This window comes from Mycobacterium sp. GA-1841 (assembly GCF_001954135.1).
Lineage (GTDB): Bacteria > Actinomycetota > Actinomycetes > Mycobacteriales > Mycobacteriaceae > Mycobacterium.
This window is the reverse complement of the sequence record NZ_MBEQ01000094.1, coordinates 85,412-104,945: the sequence shown is the minus strand read 5'-3', so window position 1 is coordinate 104,945 and position 19,534 is coordinate 85,412. Positions and strand designations below refer to the sequence as shown.

General features: G+C 62.1%; 18 protein-coding genes and 2 pseudogenes. 5 read left to right on the top strand and 15 right to left on the bottom strand.

Annotated features, from left to right (window positions below; genetic code table 11):
• The first annotated feature begins 268 nt into the window (after positions 1-268).
• The gene (locus A5740_RS22245) at positions 269-697 is read left to right on the top strand and encodes a hypothetical protein (protein ID WP_076197637.1); all 429 of its coding nucleotides are present in this window, start codon (positions 269-271) and stop codon (positions 695-697) included.
• Here A5740_RS22245 and A5740_RS22240 read toward each other — a convergent pair.
• Both A5740_RS22240 and lysE read right to left on the bottom strand, forming a co-directional pair.
• The gene (locus tag A5740_RS22240) at positions 690-1,643 is read right to left on the bottom strand and encodes an alpha/beta fold hydrolase (RefSeq protein WP_076197635.1); all 954 of its coding nucleotides are present in this window, start codon (positions 1,641-1,643) and stop codon (positions 690-692) included. The two genes, A5740_RS22245 and A5740_RS22240, sit on opposite strands and share 8 nt — an antisense overlap.
• 47 nt (positions 1,644-1,690) lie before the next feature.
• On the bottom strand, positions 1,691-2,290 hold the full coding sequence (lysE, locus tag A5740_RS22235) for an L-lysine exporter (RefSeq protein WP_076197633.1): 600 nt from the start codon (positions 2,288-2,290) through the stop codon (positions 1,691-1,693).
• Positions 2,291-3,127: 837 nt separating this feature from the next.
• Here lysE and A5740_RS28555 point away from each other — a divergent pair.
• Positions 3,128-3,682 (top strand): sce7726 family protein, encoded by a 555-nt coding sequence (locus tag A5740_RS28555; protein ID WP_076197631.1) that lies wholly within the window; start codon positions 3,128-3,130, stop codon positions 3,680-3,682.
• Here A5740_RS28555 and A5740_RS22225 read toward each other — a convergent pair.
• From A5740_RS22225 to A5740_RS22200, 7 genes and pseudogenes are all read right to left on the bottom strand, one after another.
• Positions 3,648-4,763 carry a beta family protein gene (locus A5740_RS22225; protein WP_139335294.1) on the bottom strand — a complete coding sequence of 372 codons (1,116 nt, stop codon included), beginning with the start codon at positions 4,761-4,763 and terminating at the stop codon, positions 3,648-3,650. The two genes, A5740_RS28555 and A5740_RS22225, sit on opposite strands and share 35 nt — an antisense overlap.
• Positions 4,764-4,862: 99 nt before the next feature.
• Positions 4,863-5,771, bottom strand: coding sequence for a hypothetical protein (locus tag A5740_RS22220; protein ID WP_076197627.1), 909 nt, complete (start codon positions 5,769-5,771; stop codon positions 4,863-4,865).
• A 259-nt stretch (positions 5,772-6,030) separates the two neighbouring features.
• Entirely contained in the window at positions 6,031-7,602 is a 1,572-nt protein-coding gene (locus tag A5740_RS22215; protein WP_254849298.1) for a zinc-ribbon domain-containing protein, read from the bottom strand.
• 123 nt (positions 7,603-7,725) lie between these two features.
• Positions 7,726-8,388 (bottom strand): annotated as a pseudogene (locus A5740_RS29420) (zinc-ribbon domain-containing protein); the annotation flags it as partial.
• A 409-nt stretch (positions 8,389-8,797) separates the two neighbouring features.
• Positions 8,798-10,294 (bottom strand): hypothetical protein, encoded by a 1,497-nt coding sequence (locus A5740_RS22210; RefSeq protein ID WP_076197623.1) that lies wholly within the window; start codon positions 10,292-10,294, stop codon positions 8,798-8,800.
• Positions 10,291-11,331, bottom strand: a complete 1,041-nt coding sequence (locus tag A5740_RS22205; RefSeq protein ID WP_371454790.1) for an ImmA/IrrE family metallo-endopeptidase — start codon at positions 11,329-11,331, stop codon at positions 10,291-10,293. The genes A5740_RS22210 and A5740_RS22205 overlap by 4 nt, the downstream gene beginning before the upstream one ends.
• A 95-nt stretch (positions 11,332-11,426) precedes the next feature.
• A complete protein-coding gene (locus A5740_RS22200; protein WP_076197619.1) occupies positions 11,427-12,173 on the bottom strand; it encodes a hypothetical protein in 747 nt (248 codons plus the stop codon).
• Between the two features lie 955 nt (positions 12,174-13,128).
• Between A5740_RS22200 and A5740_RS22195 the strand changes: the two genes are divergently transcribed.
• Complete coding sequence (locus tag A5740_RS22195; protein WP_076197617.1) at positions 13,129-13,518, top strand: hypothetical protein; 390 nt, start codon at positions 13,129-13,131, stop codon at positions 13,516-13,518.
• A 58-nt stretch (positions 13,519-13,576) separates the two neighbouring features.
• A complete protein-coding gene (locus tag A5740_RS22190) occupies positions 13,577-14,014 on the top strand; it encodes a hypothetical protein (protein WP_254849297.1) in 438 nt (145 codons plus the stop codon).
• A 42-nt stretch (positions 14,015-14,056) separates the two neighbouring features.
• Here the strand turns inward: A5740_RS22190 and istB are convergent, their stop codons facing one another.
• A complete protein-coding gene (istB, locus tag A5740_RS22185) occupies positions 14,057-14,848 on the bottom strand; it encodes an IS21-like element helper ATPase IstB (RefSeq protein WP_076197615.1) in 792 nt (263 codons plus the stop codon).
• Positions 14,845-16,374: an IS21 family transposase gene (istA, locus tag A5740_RS22180; RefSeq protein WP_076197613.1), complete on the bottom strand. Its 1,530-nt coding sequence runs from the start codon at positions 16,372-16,374 to the stop codon at positions 14,845-14,847. Before istA ends, istB begins: the two co-directional genes overlap by 4 nt.
• A 199-nt stretch (positions 16,375-16,573) precedes the next feature.
• Between istA and A5740_RS22175 the strand changes: the two genes are divergently transcribed.
• Complete coding sequence (locus A5740_RS22175) at positions 16,574-16,969, top strand: hypothetical protein (protein ID WP_254849296.1); 396 nt, start codon at positions 16,574-16,576, stop codon at positions 16,967-16,969.
• Between the two features lie 362 nt (positions 16,970-17,331).
• On the opposite strand, the pseudogene A5740_RS22170 reads toward A5740_RS22175, so the two are convergent.
• From A5740_RS22170 to A5740_RS22155, 4 genes and pseudogenes are all read right to left on the bottom strand, one after another.
• Positions 17,332-17,967, bottom strand: a pseudogene (locus A5740_RS22170) (Fic/DOC family protein).
• Positions 17,968-18,162, bottom strand: coding sequence for a hypothetical protein (locus tag A5740_RS22165; RefSeq protein ID WP_254849303.1), 195 nt, complete (start codon positions 18,160-18,162; stop codon positions 17,968-17,970).
• Between the two features lie 76 nt (positions 18,163-18,238).
• Positions 18,239-19,096, bottom strand: a complete 858-nt coding sequence (locus tag A5740_RS22160) for an aldo/keto reductase (protein WP_076197611.1) — start codon at positions 19,094-19,096, stop codon at positions 18,239-18,241.
• Positions 19,093-19,527: a cupin domain-containing protein gene (locus A5740_RS22155; protein ID WP_076197609.1), complete on the bottom strand. Its 435-nt coding sequence runs from the start codon at positions 19,525-19,527 to the stop codon at positions 19,093-19,095. Before A5740_RS22155 ends, A5740_RS22160 begins: the two co-directional genes overlap by 4 nt.
• Positions 19,528-19,534: the final 7 nt, after the last annotated feature.

The following is a 19,534-nucleotide window of genomic DNA, read 5'->3' as shown; positions in this document are numbered from 1 at the left end:
GCACGCGTGGCCTCGGCCTGCGCCGAAGAGGGTCGAAACCTTACTCTATAGGTAGACTAACTAACAAACTGGGGGCCGGCGCTCGCCGTCTTCGAGTCACATCTGCAGGCGATCCGGGGTTTCATCTCGATCTGAGATGGCTGTCAGCTAAAGCAATCGTTGGACTTGGTCACCGGCGGCAAGTCAGATGGAGGGATGGCATTCACCCTGGAATCCCGACCGCGGTGAATCCCGTTACGTCCCAAATTCGTTGCCAAGGAGTACAACCATGTCCGTTGTCCGTTTTCAGATGACGTCCAACCTCGACACTGCCGCCGTCATGGACGTGCTGACCGACTTTGGGTCGTCACGTCCGGCGCAGTGGCCGACGATCGACGAGGAGCATTTTCACGTACACGCGCTCGGCGGCACCTGGGCAGAAGTGACCGAGGGAACGGCTGCGGCGTGGGAGCGTGCCCGCTACGACTGGGATACCAAGCGTCGCCGCGTCATCGTGGCTACCCACGATTCGAAGGTCTTCGGTCCGGGCGGTGGTTGGACATTCCAACTCACTCCGCTGGCCACCGGTACGCGAATCGACATCGAACTGATCCGAAACCCGACGGGGCTCAAACGCAAAATGCTCGCAGCGCTGTTGCCGGTCGTAGCCCCGAGAGCACTGAAGAAGTCCTTTGCCGGACCCTTGCACGCTAAGTGATCGACCAGAACTCCAGCAGGGTGCGGATGGTCGCCACCAGCGGCAGGGGTTGGTCCAGCATTGGGTGGTGGCCGGCCTCGGCGAGTTCGACGAAGGGTCCGCGCAATTGCAGGATCGAGCGGATCTGATCGGCCATCCGGGGCGGCACCACCCCGTTCTCGCATCGCAAATAGCCGATCCGGCAAGGGATTCGGGCGAACGCGTTCTCCAGGAGCTCCTCGTCGTCCGGCGTTTCGTCCATCAGAAGGCCGCCGAAGATGTCGGGGTCGAACTTCCAGACCCATCCGTCATCGACCTTGCGGATGGATTCCTCGGCGATGTGGTGACCGATGTAGGGCAGTGTCACGTCCTGCTTCGGAACCGCCCGAAACCGGGCCAGGATCTCGTCCTCGGTCGCATAACCGGCTCCGTCGCGGCGCCGCTTACGCAACCGGACTTCCTCGGGAGCGCGATCACGCAGCGGTGAGTCGATGACCAGAATGCTGTCGATCTGGTCTCCGTAATGGGTGGCAGCCGAGGCGCCTACCCAGCCGCCCATGCTGTGGCCGACGATGGTGGGCCGTGCCGAGGAGTCGGAAGCCCTGGACGCCTCCGCCGCCGCGAGCACTTCTTTTGCCCAGATCGAGAGGGCGTATTCGGTGCGCTTGCCGCTGTCGCCGTGCCCGCTCAGGTCGGGGGCGACGACGCGGTGCGTGGAGGTGAAGAACGGCGCGATGTGATCCCACCATCCGGAGTGGGCACCGCCGCCGTGGACGAATACCAGAGGGGGCTTGTCCGGGTCGCCCCAGGCGCGCAGGTGGATCGGGCAGCCGCCGACGTCGATGGTCGAGTGCTGCGGCGTCTCGTCCAACGCGGCGGTGAACCATGCGGGCGCGTCCGCCAACGGGTGCGCGGCGGTGGGCTGCCCACGTCGGAAGATGCGATTCACCTGGTCAGTCTGTCCCATCGATGCGATGCCGTTGCGACCTGCCCCGGCGTTACGGCCCGGGCCGCTCAGGTCACCGCAAGGCCCACACCGAGCGCGATCATCGTCGCCGCGATCACGCCGTCGAGGATCCGCCAGGTCATCGGGGTGGCGAACAACCCGGCCAGCCGCCGCGCCCCGAGGCCCAGACCGGTGAACCAGACCGCGCTGGCCAGCACGGCGCCGGCACCGAACAGCCAGCGCTGCTCGTGGTGTTCATTGGCCAGAGAGCCGAGCAAGACCACGGTGTCGAGATAGACGTGCGGGTTGAGCCAGGTCAACGCCAGGCAGGTGACCAGGACTTCGGCCAGTCGGGCCGGTGTGCGCTCCGACGGGGTGAGGGCCGACGGCCGGAAGGCACGCCGCGCCGCGAGCACGCCGTAGCTGATCAGGAAGGCCGCGCCGCCAATCTTCACCACCGTGACGGCATCGGGATGTGCGGTGATCACCGCCCCGACACCGGCAATGCCGGCCGCGATCAGGATCAGATCCGAGACAGTGCACAACGCGATCACCGCGACGATGTGCTCGCCGCGGATGCCCTGACGCAACACGAAGGCATTCTGGGCGCCGATCGCGGCGATCAACGCCATGGTGGTGAGGAATCCGACGAGGACGGGTGAAGCCATGTGGTCGACGCTATGGGTATGCGCTGGTCAAGTACAGCTAATGAATTTTAGCCCGCATTAGAAGCGCTAATGCAGCCCGGCCCCGGTTTACGTTCGTCGGTCGGCGACAGCGGCGCGCCCTCCCCCGCATCGAGTCGCGCAGCCGTTGTCGGCCGTGCTGACGACATTCGCCTCTCACGCTCAAGACGAATGGTGCGTCGACTTCGCCGAGCCGCTCGTACTCGTCAAAGTCGGAGGACGTTGTGTCGGGTTAGGGCCGCGGTTGGGTTAAGGCAGTGATTTGCGCTCGATGAGGGTCACACGATCCAATGCCGTCCTGATGGCACTGGCTGTCGCATCCAACACCTCTGTTCGCCGATGGGCGGTTGCATCGTCACCTAGCGCCAAGATGGTTGAATATTCACGCTCGGCTTGCCCGACGGCCTTCGCTAGCTTCACATCTGCCAATCGACTTTGATTGTCGTGCAACGCCTCCAGCGGACCGCGAAGGGCGGCCGCGCGTAGTGACACAATGCTTCTACCGTCCGCCAGCGCCTCCGCGATGGCATCTCGGAGTTTGACTAGGGCCGGCCTGACTTCGTCTAGATGCTTAGCTGCACGTCTCCATTTGACGTCTCTACGCGCAAGTGTCGAGACGACGGCACCATAGGACCCCGTGACGGCCCCGATGATGGCCGTCCAGGTCTTCCAATCGGCCCACTGGTCTGTTGGATCAGCGGCCTCTGCCGTGGGTGCTGGTGGGAGAACGGGCGGATCTGTCAGTAAGGGCAAGTACCAGCTCATGCACGGCCTCCACGGATCCCAGGTGACATTGTTCTCGTGTCGTATAGTCCGGATATGCGTGACATCGATATTCGGATGGCGCTAATTGACGACCTTGGCCGACGGTTCCAAGGCGACCGAATTGTGAACGAGATGGGCCTGTGCTTAGGCGCCACACGCGTGGACGTGGCAGTGATCAACGGATCACTCCACGGCTATGAGATCAAGAGCGATCGAGACAAACTCGACCGTCTGCCAACGCAGATTGAGCTGTACGACAGGGTGCTCGACTACAGCACCATCGTCTGCGGGGCGCGGTACGTCGACAAGTTGGCGATGCTGGTGCCAGCCTGGTGGGGAATTCTCGAAGTGCGAAGTGTCCGAGGGGAACTGGTCCTTAAGCGCCGTCGAGCTGCACGCAAGAACCCCACTTGCGACCGGCTGGCTGTCGCTCAGCTTCTCTGGAGAGACGAAGCAGCGGCGTTGCTCAAGCGGCATGGAGAGGTTGTCAAATCCCGCGAGACCCGGTGGGACCTGTGGGATCGGTTGGCGAAGTGGCCAATTCGCGATTTGAAGCTGCATGTGCGTACTCAGCTTAAGGTTCGCCAAGTTTGGTCAACCGGTCTATGACCAGGCCGATGTGGTGGCTTGTCCCGATTGCCCGCCACATCATGGCGTTGCCAGGGGAAGCGCTTGGGGGAATCGGGCTGACATGAGCGTACCGAGACTTATCGCGGATCTGCTCGTCACCCCATGACAACCCGGGTGTGAAGTCGGGGTTGCTCACAATCTCGCCGCAAATATCGAAAAACTGGGCGTTGCTCCGGCGGTCGGCTTTGCGGCCCTTGAGGATCAGCCAACTCTCCGGTGTGGTGTACCGAATCTGCGGGGCCGGCGCAAAACCTACACCTGCGAGTTGTCGCGGGTAGGCGATCGCATAGTCGCCAAACGCCGGCACTCGTCCGTTTCCGCTCAACCGCATTCGAACCGTCTGCCACATTTTCACTTCACTGCGGGGCAGCCTATCCAGCGATTGAGGAGGGACGGAGTCCAGTGTTGCGGGGAAACCTCCTGCGGCGAGCGTGACCGATTTCCACCTGTTGATGTGGGGCAGTTCACTGATCACAAGGCGAGCAATCCGCGCCTTGAATCCGGAGCTTTCTGCATCGACCGGACCGAAATCGACTATGAGATCGATGTTTTCCGGCTCGGCTATCAACGTATCAAGCAAGTTGTCGATGTACGACGAGATCGGCTCGTCGCGTTCTTCGAGGTCCTCGTCAGCAAGTCGTATGCAAATATTCTTGCGATCGTAAGTGCTCAAGGTGGAGCGGAGGCGGCGCAGCATGCCCGTCTCATCCTTCAGATCACTCGGCCTGCAAACCGGTATGACACTCTCGGCCCCGAATTGCTCAATGACCGTCACTATCGGCGAGTAACCTTCGAAGGTTGGCAGCCCGTGGAGGTCAACCATGACGTCATTCGCCTTTGGCCAGTACTTTTCCAGACGGCCGATCGATCGCATCACTGACTTCTCTACCGATATGCGCGACGGCTCACCGTTTTCGTCCAGGATTTCATCTGTCGAAGCTACAAACTCGATTAGCGGCGTGTAATCTCCCGACACGTCGGCAGCGACCTTGCTAATCGCATTCAATTCGCCGAGTCGACCTTTGAGGATCGGTATGTAGTGGTTGTCGCTGCGGCGCATTTCCACCCCTCCCTGGTTGCTTCCCCGTATCTTGCCAGGACATCGATGAAATAGGGGCGAGGCCTGGGCTGTCGACACTATGCCAGCCGCTGGCAGCGGTCATTCCTCGCCGTCGGTGACGCGTACAACGACCCGATGCGGATCGCCTGGCAGCTTACTGATGTCAATGACGTCGCGGCCGATCCAGCGTGGCTGGCGGCGGGGGACGCTCCCCTGGTCGTCGATCGGGATGTGCCCATGGAATCTGCAGGTTCGATTGTCGAGCAAAAATCCGGAATCGTCCAGGATCTCGAATTTGACCTCCGGTACGTCGACCTCGAAGGGGGCGGAGTCCTTCACGGTGGATTCGCCGTCTGCCCAATCGTGCCGGTCCACGTATGCCTTGAGAAGGCATTCCGCGCTGCCGAATTCGAAAGTGCCTTCAGCGTGCACGGTAAGTGTCGTACGGTAATCGCCCTTCGACAGGTAGGCGTGTGCGATAGCGACCTTCGCGCGAGGGGCGTCGGCGCTGGTTTCGTCCACCACGATGATTTCGAGTGGGGTGGTCGTAGGACCCGGAAGGCTGAGCTTCGAGTTGATGTATAGGTCCGAAACGTAGTCGAGATCGTAGGCCGTGAGCCGGAGATCGAGGTCTTTCGCGGTCAGCGGCGCGCGACGTGTCCAGGTATCACTCTTGGTCGAAACGCGGATCAGGCCCTTCGTAGCCTTCCTGATCTTCTCGAGAACGACCCATTTGTGGTTACTCGTGGGGGCGGGGATGTCGCGCCGGTTCAGAGTTAGGAAGACCTCCGAGGCGAAATCGTCTCCATCGCTGTCCTTGAACCGTTCGGTCCAATCCTCGGGCAGGAAGCGGAAGGTTGCCGAGACGGCGAGCTGCTGTTCGTGATCGGTCCTGTCATGCGACTCGGTGAGGAGACGAGCTTGAGCGTCCACTGCCTGCCATCCCACAAGCGACAGTGCCAGTTCATCGACTCTGATATCGATGATCTCGGTCTTCTTGCTACCCATTCGTCCGCCTTTCGATGTGGCGTGTGCCATGTGAGGAAGTTCAGCGACTCTATCGGCGATACGGACGTGCAGGCGAAATGAGCCGGCTCTCTGAGTGGCCGAATTTGCGCGCCGCAGAGGCGCTGTTCCAGTAGCCCGTCTGTGCGGGCCATTAGGGTCCATGCGCTGCTGGCGAAAAGGAGGACCTCGACCTTCCTCGCGCGCATGGGCCGTGATCGCTTGCCGAGGGTATCGAGAGAAGGGGCGCGGGTCAGGTTCGTCACGGTCGACACCGATTCGGGCAGCGGGCCCCGCGTGTGGTCCGTCTCGCGACGACCGTTTCCCACTCGTGGTCGCACATGGAACACTTCCACCACACCTTCTTGCTGCTTGCGGGCGCGACAGCTTCAGGTGCGAGGTCACCGTTTCGGGTGGGGTGCCATTCGGCGGCGATTTCGGGGTAACGGTCTGCCAACGAGTTGCCGGGCTTTGGTGTGCTACGAGCTATCAGGCTGGCTCTACGCCCGCAAGAGGGACAGCCGACGCCCGAGGCGCGGCTACCGATTACGGCGTGCCAGCTGTTGCCGCACACTGGGCAGAGCCACCATGCTTTCTGCCCGCTGCCGAACGTGACGTGCTGGGGTGTCAGTGGGCCATTCTTGACTGGGTCCCACTGTGCAGCCAGGTCCGGTAGCTTAGCTGCCAGTGAGTTGGCCCGAGGTCGTCGGATCTCTGTCTCGGCGTCCGCCGCGGCCCAAGGTTCGTCGGTACTGAGGTACTCATTGTGGTGTATAGCGCGGTAGCCCAGTTGGTCGAGTTTGAAGAGGACGGCTTTGGCGCGCTCAACTTCGGAAGAGAACTTCGGGACGAGAACGTCACGGCCGCTGATGGGTTCGAGATCTTCGCGTACACGAATGACTGTCCAACCGGCGTCTTCCAGGGCTGCAGTCTTCCGACGATCCTTCTGATGACCGTTGGGGGTCTTGTGAAATCTGTTGCCGTCGAACTCGATCACGACGTTCCACGCGGGCACGACCATGTCGCAGTTCAGCGGCCTGCCCTTCTGGGGGGTGATGACCGCGTGCTCGACCTCGATCGGTACACCCGCAGCAAGGAGTTCGTGGCGTAGACGGATCTCTTCGGCACTAGTGCCCCACAGAATGCATTTTGGGCAGCCGCGTGCCTTGGTCCGATTGTTGATCATCGCCTGCCATTCGTGGCCGCGAGCGCACAACCACCACGCCTTCTTGCCACTGTTGCCCGTGACGTCATGCGGGGTGAGGTCACCGTTGCGTGTGGGATGCCACTGATCGGCCAGCTCGGGATCCTGTTCAGCAAGAGACTGGCCATGGCCGGGCTTGGCGTGTGTCACAGCTATCTGCCGCATCGCGCATGCCTTACAGCCGGAACCAGTTGCGCGACTACCGATCTGTGCTTCCCACTCGTTGCCGCATCCAGGGCACAACCACCAAACACGTTTGCCGCTCTTGGCGGTGACCATGGTTGGGGTGAGGTCACCGTTGAGTCTCGGATGCCATTGCACGGCGAGTTCGGGCAATCGTTCGGCGAGCGACTGCCCAGGCTGGGGCGTACCCAGTTTTGCGCCGGCCCGGCGCCGCCCGCACTGGGGACAACCCGCACCACCGCGCGTCCGACTGATGATCATCGCCGACCATTCGTGGCCGCACGTCGGGCACAACCACGACACCCGCACATTGCTGGCCCAACGGAACCCGGCAGGCTTGAGGTCACCATTCTGGGTCGGATGCCACTGCGCCGCGACCTCAGGGTAGCGCTCCGTCAGTGATGTACCTGGCGGCAGCTGGTGGTCCGCCGAGGGTGGTTCGGGCATTCCTGGCAGAGAGGTCTGTGTTGGTTTCGAGGCCCTGCGCACCGGGACAGGGTCAGCGGCAGTATCTTTGGGGGGTCGGCGGTTGTCTGTGCGGCCCCTTCCGCGGCGGCTGCAGCCAGGGCACCCCGCGCCTGCAGCGCGGTTGCCCACGGACGCTTCCCACTCGTTACCGCAGCCGGCGCACTTCCACCAGGCCTTGCGTTTGGCTGAGAATGCCACCTCACTTGGTGTGAGGTCACCGTTGAGCGTCGGATGCCACTCGGCTGCCACCGTGGGATTGCGCTCGGCTAAGGAGGCGCCCGGTTTGGGCCTACGCAGCGCGGCGTGTGCGCACTTTCGACATGAGCTGCCGCTAGTGCGGTTGGCGACCTGGATGTGCCATTCATGACCGCATCTCGCGCAGAGCCACCAGACCTTCTTGTTGCTGGCGTAGCCGACAGTCTTTGGAGTTAGATCGCCGTTCTTGTTGGGGTGCCATTCGGCAGCGACCTCCGGAAATCGTTCCGCCAGTGAATCTCCCGGCACAGGAAGGCTTTTCAACCGCCCTGTTTCTCTACGCGCGCATGCCGGACATCCGTGCCCGTGGGTGCGACTGCTCACTCGCGCCTGCCAGACGTGACTACACACCGGACACAGCCAGTGTGCCCTCAGCTTGGCGCCGGCAGTAACCGAAGAAGGGACGCGATCACCGTTCAAGGTCGGATGCCATTCGGCGGCCAACAGCGGGAACCTCGTGCTCAAACTGTTCGCTGCAGACCCACGTTCTGCTGCATCGTCCACCGCCATGCGTCAGCCCTCCTTGGTTCAGCATGACAGTTGCGTCCGACAACCGTCCCGCGTTGGCGGCACAGGCGTGAAGGCGCTAACCGCAGGGCTTGATGATGGCTAAGACAGCGCAGGGTTCGTCTTCACGGTGTTCCGTCTCGAAGTCGACTGAAGGCGGGATTATCGGCGCGACGTAGTTGGGCGTTATCGGCACGGACTGTGGCGGACGCCTACCTGACTTCACAATTAGCGTTCGTTGGAAGTGAACCGCCTCGCTGAAACGCATGCCGGGGAGTTTTCGGGCGCGGTGTGGGCGCAAGAGCGCAAGCCATTTGTTTGCCCAAGCTCAGTATCGAGGGTTGGAAGAGCATCGCCGTGCTGTGCGGCAGGTGATTAAGCGTCCGGGATCCTGCAAGGGCTTCGCTAGGGATTACGCAGTCGAGGCTGAGGGTTTGTTATCGCTGCGGGCGTCAATCACTACGGTTGAGCTGTCGCCGGTGAGCCCCAGTTCGGCGAGAACGCGCTCAACCTTGCTCATGTCTCCCTCGGTGTACGCAATGATCACCTTGACGGCGTGGGGTGTTTTGTTTGCTGTCTTGTAGATCTCGACCTGCTTCTCCAAGTTGCGGCGAAGTGAGCTCGATTTCGCAAGCTTGAACTCGACGAGCGCTTTATCGTGGGCACCTGAGCTGATCTTGTAGTCGACGGGGCCTCGGCCGTTGTTCGGCTCCCGATTCACGTCGAATCTCGATTGGGTGAGGAGCAGCCCGAAAAACGTTTGCACCTCCTTCTCCGACGAGAAGGGCTTGCCACCACCGCGATTGATTAGCGTGTAGCCGTCCTGGTGCTCGACGTAGTGCTTGAAGAGCGCGACAGCCTTTAGCGCTTCCGCGTAGGACGACCAGGGCTTATGGTACAGCGTGGTCTTGGCCGCAATATCGGACGCAGCGGCCTGCACCTGCGACACAAGGACGCTGTACGCGTCAGCCGCCCGCTCAGCGCTGACTGAACTCGCTTCCTCGCGGTCATCCTCTTTCGCCTTGATGTAAAGGTCTACGAGGATGGGAAACTCACGAACTGTTCGAGCCCGTGCATCTCTGATTTCCCTCGCCGTTGGGTTCTGACTAAGGCGGCGAGTGAGGTAGTTCTGCATCTGCGCGCGGAGTTGCCCGTCGTTGACCGCCTCAACGATCTGGTCAAACGAACGAACCATGTCATTGTGGTTGATCCAGGTGTCTTCTCGGGTGAGTAGATCCGTCGGGGTCAGCAGTACGTAGTCGCCGTCGAGGTTCGGCAATCGGTATCTGCCGCTCATCCAAGTTTCGGTTTGGCGATTGAATGCCACACGTGGAACCGCGAAGTCCCGCGATAGCTCCTCGACAATGTGCTTGCGCGTGAACGTCTGGGTGTAGTCACAGAGGAAGTGCTTGATCAGGTTCGTTGTGAAGTCGCTGATAGTGTCCCGGCCAACCCCGGCTCGTATCAAAGCGAGCTTCTCAAGGTGCGTTGACTCGGTTACTGCTTCGGACCCGAAGTCGGACAGGAGAAATGCGAGAGCTTCGTTGAGGTCAGCAGCAAACCCGCGGCCAAGGCCGTGACCCGCGTTGCCTCCGTCGGCAAACCCTAGCCAGTTCTGGCGTACTTCTGGGAACCGATACCAGCTGTCGATCAGTCCGCTGGTGAGGTTGAGATCCGCCTTTGACTTCAAGAATCGCAGGTATTCGATCATCGATTCGTGCAGTGCTTGGTACTTCGGCTTGCTGCTGTTAAACAACAAGAAGGGGTCAATAAACAAGGGCAGGTCTGTGACGACGGATATGTTGAAAGCTCCGTATTTGTCCAAGATGTCAGGTTCGACATTGAACCGATCACTGAAGTAGACGCCTGCTTCGTCGGCTGTCCATTGGTTCGTGGTGTCGCCGGTCATAGTGAGGTGGGCCTGACTTTCGGCCGGATGTCGGTTGCCGCAGCGACGACCATTTCGACATATTCCTCGGGCAGGGCGCCGTGCTGAGCCAGTTCTGTCGCCGTTACGCCGTGTTCGGCGAGAAGAGCGACTGCGGCACCAAGGAGCGATGGAGATTCGGGTGGGCCGAGGGGCCCGGGTTCGGGTGTGCCCCAATTCGATAACGCGATATTTGCGCGCTTGTAGGCTGAGTCTGAGAGTAGACCTAGGGTGTGAGCTCGGTACACGAGTGCACGCAGGCTGACGCCCCATCGCCGCTTCGCCATGTGGAACGCGTCCCAGTCGAGGTTGCGGGGAAGGTCATCGATGACCTGCTCGGCGGGAGTGAGAAAGGCGGCAGCGAAGTCCTGGGCTTGACCTTCGATTAGCTTCGAACCTGGCTCCGCATCTGGATGAAGCAGCAAGTGACCGAGCTCGTGTGCACTGTCGAAACGACTGCGCGCCTTGTCATCCTTCATCGACGACAGCAGCACAACCGGACGGCTGGTCACCGATGTAGAGAACGCGTCGACACGACGGTCGAACTGGTCACCGGGATACCGCAGAACTAATACACCGCGGGATTCAAGGAGTCTGACGACGTGCGGCACAGGTCCTTCTGTAACGCCTAACATGTGACGGGCTTCTGCCGCCGCACGTTCGGCGTCAGCTTTGGAGATGTCACCGATGTAACCCTTCAATGAAGGAAGGTCTGCCGGCGGCAAGTCGACAAAGTCTTCAACCGCGAAAAGCACTTCGAGGGCGAGTTCGGCGTGGGCGAGAGCCTGTTCGCGACTGATCGCGGGTGTTGCGCGCAGGGAGCGAAAGTGCGCTGCCGAAGCGGGTATTGACTGGTCGCTTACGCTGCGTTGAAGGAAATGACCTGGTACCCCAAGCCGGAGTGCAAGTTCTGCTGCCACCGCCGTCGTCGGTCGATACTGTTCCCGCTCAAGCTGGGTGATTGCCGTCGGCGAGATGTCGACCAATGCTGCAAGTTCGGCGCGAGACATGCGGGCCATCCGGCGTGCAATCGACAACCGCGAACCGCTGAAGGTCGTTACAGACCCAGTGACCCGACGACGTCGAGCTGCTTGCACGGCTTCACTAGGCCCGTTCATTCACCTGCCGTCTTCGGCTTCGGCTTCAACCGAATCTCTGGTTGCGGAAGCGGTCGGCGTTCAAAGGTATCCGCGTCTGGATCTGTTGGGCCGATGTGGTCGCGTTGCGAGCTGCCGGGGTCAGCTTGGTGCCACCAGATTTGCTGCACAGCCAACCAAGGATGATCTGCGCTCTCGGTTGGGAGGCCAAGCCAACCTGCGGTGTTTGGGCTGGACGAGCCGCCGGCCCAGACAAGGATGACGTCGCGCAACGTCTTAGGGTCGCCTTCGACAGGGAAGGCGCCGTCAAAGAGCGTGCCACCACCAATCTGTAGCGGGTTATACCGGGCCTTATTGTTCCTGGCTGCAGCCCGACGCACGTCGCTCTCAGTAGCCCACTCGAATCCGCTCCAGTCGGGTTCCACCAGCGAGACCATCGAATCGGCCTTCTTTACGAGAAGGTTCACGCCGCGAGATTCGACGAGCAGCGAGCCGCTCGGTGCAGTGATTTGGACGTCTCGTCCGAGTTCGTCCGTACTTGCGGGACCCCACTTTTGACGGAGGACGAGTTCACGAATGTTCTCGGCGGCGGTGATGCCTAACGACCGCGGTGTGTCTCCGAGATCGCTGGGCTCGTATCGGGCGGTGTTCGCGTGCCATACGCCGGCGATGGTCGCTTCGAGCACTGCGATGACGCGACTATCCCGTAGCTGCTCAACGATATCCCGAAGTCGATCGCTGGCCGCCTCGTCCAACTGGAGCATGGCAAAAGTGAAGCATGTTTGCTTCAAATCTGCGAGAAATGAAGTGCGGCGTGTCCCGTGGCGAGGAATCTGAAGTCCGGCGCAAAGGGGTTCCCACTGCTTGACTTGAACAAGGTGCATGCCGGGGCCCCGATAGTCCCAGGAGTTGAGTCGGCAACCGAAGGAGGCACAACTGCGGCGATGCTACGCAAAAAGTTGACCTGGCGGCAGCCGAGGATGCTGCGCCAGGTACGCCTCACCCATGCCGCTGCGCAGAGCAGGCTTACGGCGCTGAAGTCCTGCGAATATCTGTCCAGAGCGCAACGCCATAACCGGATACTACGACGATCTCAAACAAGCACCGGAGAACTTGGTGAACCGAGAGACAGCTAGGGTCGGACATCTCCGCTGTCACTGCCGGTCCCGCATCCTCCGGGATATCTGCGGTTGCCAGTGCAGTCCTTGGTGGCTGCTTGGTCGAGCCGAAGTGGGACGTTTGCGGACGGAATTCAAGGCCAAAGTCCGATGTTGAGAGGTGCCTGTCGAGCGTCCCCCGCCGAGGAATCGGCGGCGGACACCTTCGTGCCTGGACGAAGGCTCTGAAGCGGTAGACCGGGCCAGACGTGCACACTGCCATGACAATCGGCCGCGACGGACCAATTGAGGTGTCAGCTCGCTTCCTTGGAGCGCAGCCTCGGCTGCTGGGTCACTGGGGCCATGCGCCTTCTGAATGTATTGGCCGTAAGAAGCCATCGGCCGCTCTGGCCAGCGCTTTCATGTGCTGCGCACGTCAACATTTCCGGCTCGGCGCGACCCGTTGATCAGTTGGTCTTGAGTCCGACGTGAAGCCCAAAGTGACGACCTACGGTCAAAACCGGTATATTTGACGTCTACTACTGCGCTACTTTACGCATGATAAACGCCGCCTGCGTGGTTGTCCTATAGACTCGTGGCTGGCCGAGGAGGTGTTCGCGAAATGTCTGACCTGCTGGTTAAGGCTGGTGACGACACCGCGCGCATGGAGACCCACGAGGTTGTCGCCTACCTGTTGGCCCGCCTCGGACCCACTTTGACCGCCTACATCGCAGGCTCCAAGAGCCGGGCGATGCCTGCGCGCTGGGCTGCCCCTCCGGGCGACAGCTCCCATGCCGAGCCTTCGACTGAAAGGACGAGGCGCCTAAAGGCCGCCCACACCGTGTTTCTTCTGATCGAGGAAGCGGAAAATGATCAAGTCGCCCGTAGTTGGCTGATCTCGGCCAACCCTCGCATGGATGGAATCACTCCGGCTGAACTGCTGCGCGAAGACAAATTCCCCACTGTCTTTCGCGCCGCGGACGCATTCATCACCGACACTTACCACTCCTAGCTATTCCTGAGCTGAAGTCTTTCTATACTCAGCCGGATCGCTGTGTAGAGGAGGGCAGGTGCAGGTGTCGTTGATGGAGACGGCTATCTGCGCGTCCACGGGGCTCAACATCGTCGCCAGTGCCGGGCAGAGCATCTTTCGTGTGGCTCGCACCCAGTACGGTCCGGTCAATCCGCCACCCCGCGTTCCTGGCGACCATCCTGTCGAGGACTGGTCGCGTTGGGATACGCCGGGACGGACTATCTATGGATGCACCTCGGCGACGGGCGCGTTCGTCGAAGTCTTGGAGTACATCAGGCCGGATCCGCCTCAGACGCCATTGGCTGAGCTGTTCGATGACGTTGGGCCTGGCGACGCAGCGACGTTGGCCGAGCAGATTGCGCGAGAGCTGCCGGCGCACGGAGCCATGCTGTACCGGTCCATCTCGAAGGGCTGGCGGGAGGTGCGCTCCCTCTATTGCGTTTCGTCAAGTGTTTTGGCCCCACCGTCGTCGTGAATTTTGGCCCCACCGTCGTCGTGAATTTTGGCCCCGCCCGGTTTAGTCGGGGCGTTTGGCTCGGGTGGCGGTTTTGCTTGTGCGTAGTCGGTAGGACTTGGTGCCGGTCTCGATGATGTGGGCGTTGAAGGTGACGCGGTCGACGATGGCAGCGACCAGGCGGGGGTCAGGGAAGACGGTGCCCCACTCGCTGAACGGCAGGTTGGTGGCAATCGCCACGGAGGCGCGTTCTTCGCGTTCGGTGATGATCTGGAACAGCAATTCGGCTCCGCGAGGGTCGATTTGGACGTATCCGAGTTCGTCGAGGCAGAGCAGATCAAGGCGTCCGTAGCGGGCCACGACCCGGGATAGGACGCGCTCGTCGGCGGCTTCGACGAGTTCGTTGACCAGTTGCGCGGTGGTGACGTAGCGGACTCGGCGGCCCTGTTCGCAGGCCGCCAGCCCGAGCCCGATGAGCAGGTGGGATTTGCCGGTTCCGGAGTCTCCGAGCAGCACGACCGGCTCGCCGGCTTCCATGTAGTGCCCGGCGGCCAGCTGCCCCAGCAGGGCCGGGTTGATGGCGGGGACGGCGTCGATGTTGAACTCCGCCAACCGTTTCAGCCTGGGGAACTTGGCGTCGTTGATGCGCCGGGCGCGGCGCCGTTCGGTGCGGTCGTCGACCTCGGCGGCCAGGACTTCGGCGAGGTAGCGCAGATGGGTGTGGCGTTCCCGGTCGGCGATCTCGGCCAACCGGGCGGACTCGGTGCGCACCGTGGGCAGGTGCAGTTCACGGGCGGCCGCTCCGATGGAGGCTTGTGCGGCGGCATCAACGGTCGCCGGTTTGGTGGTGGTCATGAGTCACTTCCGGTCAGCAGGTCGTCGTAGTCGGTCAGCGAGGGTGCGGGCCGGTCGTATCGGGCCAGGGCGCCGATCGCGGCGACGGGGGCAGGCGGGCTGGTTTCGCGGCGGGCGTCGATGATCACCGCCTCGGGATCCAGACAGCCCGAGGTGACCGCGCGTTCCATCGCGGTGATCAGCGCGGTCGCCGGCAGGCTGCGGTGCGCCAGCAGGACGGTGATCAGGGCGCGGGTGCCCTTGGCATCGCCACGGGCGGTTCGGGCGGCATCCCAGTAGGACTGGTGGCTGCTGGTGAACACGCCGCGGGCCTTGGCCTGTGCCAGGGCGGTCGCCCCGGGCAGTGCGCCGGGTTTTCTCGCCAGGACTTCCAGATAGTGATCCAGGCACAGGACTTCCACGTAGCGTCCGGCCGCGCGTTCGTGGGAGGCCACCGGCCGGGGTCCGTCATAGATCTCGACAGTCCGGGCGGCCAGACGCACCGGCAGACGCCGCCCGGCGTAGCGGGCCGGAACAGAGTAGAAGCATTGCCGCACAGACACTCTGGCCCGATTGTCGACCCGGGCGTGCAGCAGCCGCGCGCAGTCGAACCCCTCGGCAGGCAACTGCATCAACGCGCGGGCTTCGGCGGCGAACGCCGCCCCGATGGTGATCGGGCGGCCAGTGATCACTCGGTCGTCATCGAGGTGGTCGGCAGTGGCGATCAACTCGTTGAGCTCGGCCACAGAGGCGACCTTGGGGACCGGGACGAGGTGGCGGCGCCGGAAGCGGCCGATCTCGCCCTCCACACCGCCCTTCTCATGGGCTCCGTCGACCCCGGGGCGGCAGAAGAACGAGTCGAACCCGTAGTGGCTGCGCAGCGCGGTGAACCGTTCAGACTCCGTACGGTCACGGCCTTTGAGGACCCGGACGACGGCGGGTTTGAGGTTGTCGTAGCGGATCCGGGCCGGCACCCCGCCGAAGTGCTCAAAGGCCAGTACGTGGCCCTCCAGGAACGCCTCCTGGGCCTGGGTGGCGAACGCGACGTGAAATGCTTTGCCCGAGTGCGACAGTCGCATCACGAACATCCAGCACTTCACCACCAGCCCGGCGATCGTGGCGTAGAACTCGCCGAAGTCGACCTCGGCTTCGGCGCCTGCCTCATGGGTCTGCGGGACCGACACCTCCTGATGGTCCAGCCCCAGCTCGACCCTGCGACGCGCGACGTAACGCGACACCGTCACCTCCGCACAGGTGGCCCCGTGCTCGGCGACCAAACGCTGCCAGATCCGCCGGGCGGTATGGCGTTGCTTGCGCGGAGCGTCCTTATCGGCGATCAACCAGCCATCGATCACCGACACCCACTCATCGATCGCCGGCCGGGGCCGGGCCGGGTATGCCTTGCGCGGTGGCGGCACCGCATCGGCAAGCGCCTGGCGCACCGTCCGGCGATGCGTCCCATGACGATCCGCCAGCTCACGGATCGACAAGCTCTCCAGCCGCCGGTCCCTCCTGATCTTCTCGAACAGTTCCACGCGTGACCGCATCCTGACCGACCTCCCTGACGACCGCCAGAGACGACGGTGCGACAGGAACGATCTGAACGAGGGTGGGGCCAAAATTCGTGACGACACACCGCCCCACCCGGCCGGAAACGCTCACCCACCCACCGGGGCCAAAATTGGTGAAGAACACCGACCAAAGTGGGGCCAAGTCAGGTGACCACACGCACTCTATGAACTGCAATTGCCCTACAGCGGTTGGTTCGTCGACATAACAGGCGCCGAGTCGATATCGGTGCTGTCAGAACAGCTGGGCGCGACCCTGTTGGCCGAGTGTGGGATCGAACAGCTCACGGTCAGCGAACTGACGAGTTCCGCAGCAGATATGAAGAAGCTCACGACCGGCATCGCTACCTGGATTCGAGAGCGGATCATTGTGTTCGACGGTGAGCGTCCGCATGGAATCCTCTACCCCTCCAAATGGGGAACCACGCTCGGTGAAAACTACGCGATGTGGTTGCGGCGCGTCGACGATGAAACCGGTACCGACCCAGTTACGCAACTGGAGCCCTCCAGCATCGGCAAGCACACGAAGCCCTTCGTCGAGGCCGCACGGCTACGCGGTATGCGAATCTTTTAAGCGCTCTATAGATCTCGGGACGATATCGCACCGCCTGTGCAAGTCCGTGGTGTCTTTCGGCAGGCACTTGTGGATACCGTCGATTACGGTTTCACCCAACAACCCTTGCGGCCCCGCGAATCTAGTGAAATGGGTGCAGTGAGACACGCAAGCTGCACAACCGTGCGGTTACGGCTTTGCCAGCCTCAAATGGAGAATGTCGCTGCCAGAACAAAATGGAACTCGCCGAACCCACAGGTCAGGGAAGCGTCATTGCCAGCGGAGTTCTGGAATCGACACCAGCCAGCCAGCCAGCCCAGTATGGGCGGGCCCAACGACACTGATGACCACGGCGACGAAGGACGGCAGCACCGATGATGACGTCAAAAATCGTATGCGGGCTCATCGTCGAGGATCTTTGCGAACATGGCGATCAACCCGCTGAGGTCGGATTGTGCCCGCGCAGCATGGCACGCGCCGTGCAGCTCGTCCAGATCGGTTTCAGCCCAGTCGAGTCCGGCGCGACGTTCGGACAGAAGTAGGTCGAAGAACTCGCGAGTGGATCTGCCGTTGCCTCACGGAATGGGTGGGTGAAATTCACGTAGTCGTATAGGTACGCGATGGTGAGGGCGAGATCGGCGTTTGGCACATCTTTGAGCTTGTTGTGGCGATGGATCTCGTCGACGACGTGGTTCATTGCCTGGTTGATGTTGCCCGGGGGACAGACAGACTCGCCGCCCTTTTCGATACCGGCAGTGCGTAGGTCTCCGGCCCACTCGTAGACATTTTGGAAAAGGTGCTGGTGGATGCGTTGCAGGTAGTCGAGATCGTATGAGCGTTGTCCCACTAGGTTGGGATCTTCGCGTAGCTCGATCAGGCGGGTCTCGACGAGGTCATTCTCCGCGTCCCGAAGTTCGTCGGCTGTGCGGGCTCCGACCCGGTTTCTCAGAGTGCTTGTGCCGGAGACGAAATAGCCTGCAAGTGCGCTCGATATCGCCGGTATCCCAGGGGTGTGGCAACTACCGGACGTTGTAGCGGCGGCGCACGCGATCGGTGAGTTCAGCTGCGGTGATCGAGCCGCGTGCGTAGGCGACCTGGTCTGCGCGGGTGGCGTCGGTGCTGCGCGAGCCCTCCAGTTCCGAGCTGCGGCGGATCGCGCGCACAGCCTTGATCCGTCGCTGTGCTTTCTGCGCCTCGGTCATCTGGGCCACCACCTCCAATCCGTGCATTCGAGGATAGTCGGCAACAACGGACGCTTGTGAAGGCGACGAATGTCGTTGGTGCAGGGCGTTATTTGCCGCTGTAGACAGGGAAGACGCTGGCGTCGCCGTAGTCCCGTTCGTCCAGGTTGCGTAAGACGTCCATATCGTCGTCGGCGATGACGAAATCGAGTTGCGCGTTGGAGCGCATGTGCTCTGGATTGGCGGTTTTCGGCAGTGACACGGTTCCGAGCTGCAGCGTGTAGCGGATGCACAGCTGCGGTACCGACACTCGGTATTTCTCCGCGATCGCGGCGACGTCCTGGTTCTTCAGGATCTCGCCGTGCGCGATCGGCGAGTAGGCCTCCACGAGGATATTCTTGCTCCCGCAGTAGGCGATGAGGTCGGCCGGGGTATTGCCCGCATGCACGAGGATCTGGTTCACGTGCGGTGCGACCGTGCACGCGCCGAGAACATTGTCGAGGTCAGTTTCCTCGAAGTTCGAGACCCCGATCGACCGCAGCTTGCCGGCCTCGTAGGCGTCCTCGAGCGCTCGCCACGCCTCACGATTGCCCTCGGCGTAGTCTCCGCCGCGGAAGTCGTTCCAGGGCTGCGGACTGTGGATGAGCATCAGGTCGATGTACTCGAGCCCGAGCTTGTCCAGTGATCCCTCGATCGCGGCGGCTGCACTGGCATAGTCCTTTATCTCGGCGGCCAGCTTGGTCGAGACGAACAGCTCGTCGCGATTCACGCCGGAGGTGCGTACGCCCTCACCGACGCCGCGCTCGTTGCCGTAGGCCTGGGCGGTGTCGATGTTGCGGTAACCGATCTCTACGGCCGCTCGCACCGCGTTGGCCACCAAGGCGTCGTCGATCAGCCAAGTCCCCAGTCCCAACTTGGGGATCTCGACGCCGTTAGGGAGGGCGTAGGTCTCGGTCAGGATGCTCATGCGTTTTCTCCGTCCTTTGGGAGCCGGCCGTACACCTCGTCGGTGACGGGTTCGAGCCATTCGTTGCTGACGTTTTCGCCGGGGGTGATGAAGGCGATGTGGGAGAACCACGAGTCGACCTTCGCGCCGTGCCAGTGCTTCGTGCCGGCCGGGACGCGGATCACGGTGCCCGGCATCATGCTGACGGCGTCCTGACCCTCAGCCTGGTACCAGCCGCTGCCCGCCGTGCACAGCAGAATCTGGTCACCACCGCCGGCGGCGCCGTGATGGATGTGCCAGTTGTTGCGGCAGCCCGGTTCGAAGGACACATTGCTTACCGGGACACTCCCGGAGGCGAGCGGGGCTAGGTAGCTCTGCCCGGTGAAGTACTGCGCGTAGGCATCGTTGGGCTCCCCGAGTGGGAAGATCTGGTCGAAATCCGTGTCTGCCATGGAATTC

Excerpts from the sequence above, each read along its gene's own strand:
- A5740_RS22245 (WP_076197637.1), top strand. The coding sequence starts at position 269 with ATGTCCGTTGTCCGTTTTCAGATGACGTCCAACCTCGACACTGCCGCC.
- A5740_RS22240 (WP_076197635.1), bottom strand. The coding sequence starts at position 1,643 with ATGGGACAGACTGACCAGGTGAATCGCATCTTCCGACGTGGGCAGCCC.
- lysE (WP_076197633.1), bottom strand. The coding sequence starts at position 2,290 with ATGGCTTCACCCGTCCTCGTCGGATTCCTCACCACCATGGCGTTGATC.
- A5740_RS28555 (WP_076197631.1), top strand. The coding sequence starts at position 3,128 with ATGCGTGACATCGATATTCGGATGGCGCTAATTGACGACCTTGGCCGA.
- A5740_RS22225 (WP_139335294.1), bottom strand. The coding sequence starts at position 4,763 with ATGCGCCGCAGCGACAACCACTACATACCGATCCTCAAAGGTCGACTC.
- A5740_RS22220 (WP_076197627.1), bottom strand. The coding sequence starts at position 5,771 with ATGGGTAGCAAGAAGACCGAGATCATCGATATCAGAGTCGATGAACTG.
- A5740_RS22215 (WP_254849298.1), bottom strand. The coding sequence starts at position 7,602 with ATGCCCGAACCACCCTCGGCGGACCACCAGCTGCCGCCAGGTACATCA.
- A5740_RS22210 (WP_076197623.1), bottom strand. The coding sequence starts at position 10,294 with ATGACCGGCGACACCACGAACCAATGGACAGCCGACGAAGCAGGCGTC.
- A5740_RS22205 (WP_371454790.1), bottom strand. The coding sequence starts at position 11,331 with ATGGCCCGCATGTCTCGCGCCGAACTTGCAGCATTGGTCGACATCTCG.
- A5740_RS22200 (WP_076197619.1), bottom strand. The coding sequence starts at position 12,173 with ATGCTCCAGTTGGACGAGGCGGCCAGCGATCGACTTCGGGATATCGTT.
- A5740_RS22195 (WP_076197617.1), top strand. The coding sequence starts at position 13,129 with ATGTCTGACCTGCTGGTTAAGGCTGGTGACGACACCGCGCGCATGGAG.
- istB (WP_076197615.1), bottom strand. The coding sequence starts at position 14,848 with ATGACCACCACCAAACCGGCGACCGTTGATGCCGCCGCACAAGCCTCC.
- istA (WP_076197613.1), bottom strand. The coding sequence starts at position 16,374 with ATGCGGTCACGCGTGGAACTGTTCGAGAAGATCAGGAGGGACCGGCGG.
- A5740_RS22160 (WP_076197611.1), bottom strand. The coding sequence starts at position 19,096 with ATGAGCATCCTGACCGAGACCTACGCCCTCCCTAACGGCGTCGAGATC.
- A5740_RS22155 (WP_076197609.1), bottom strand. The coding sequence starts at position 19,527 with ATGGCAGACACGGATTTCGACCAGATCTTCCCACTCGGGGAGCCCAAC.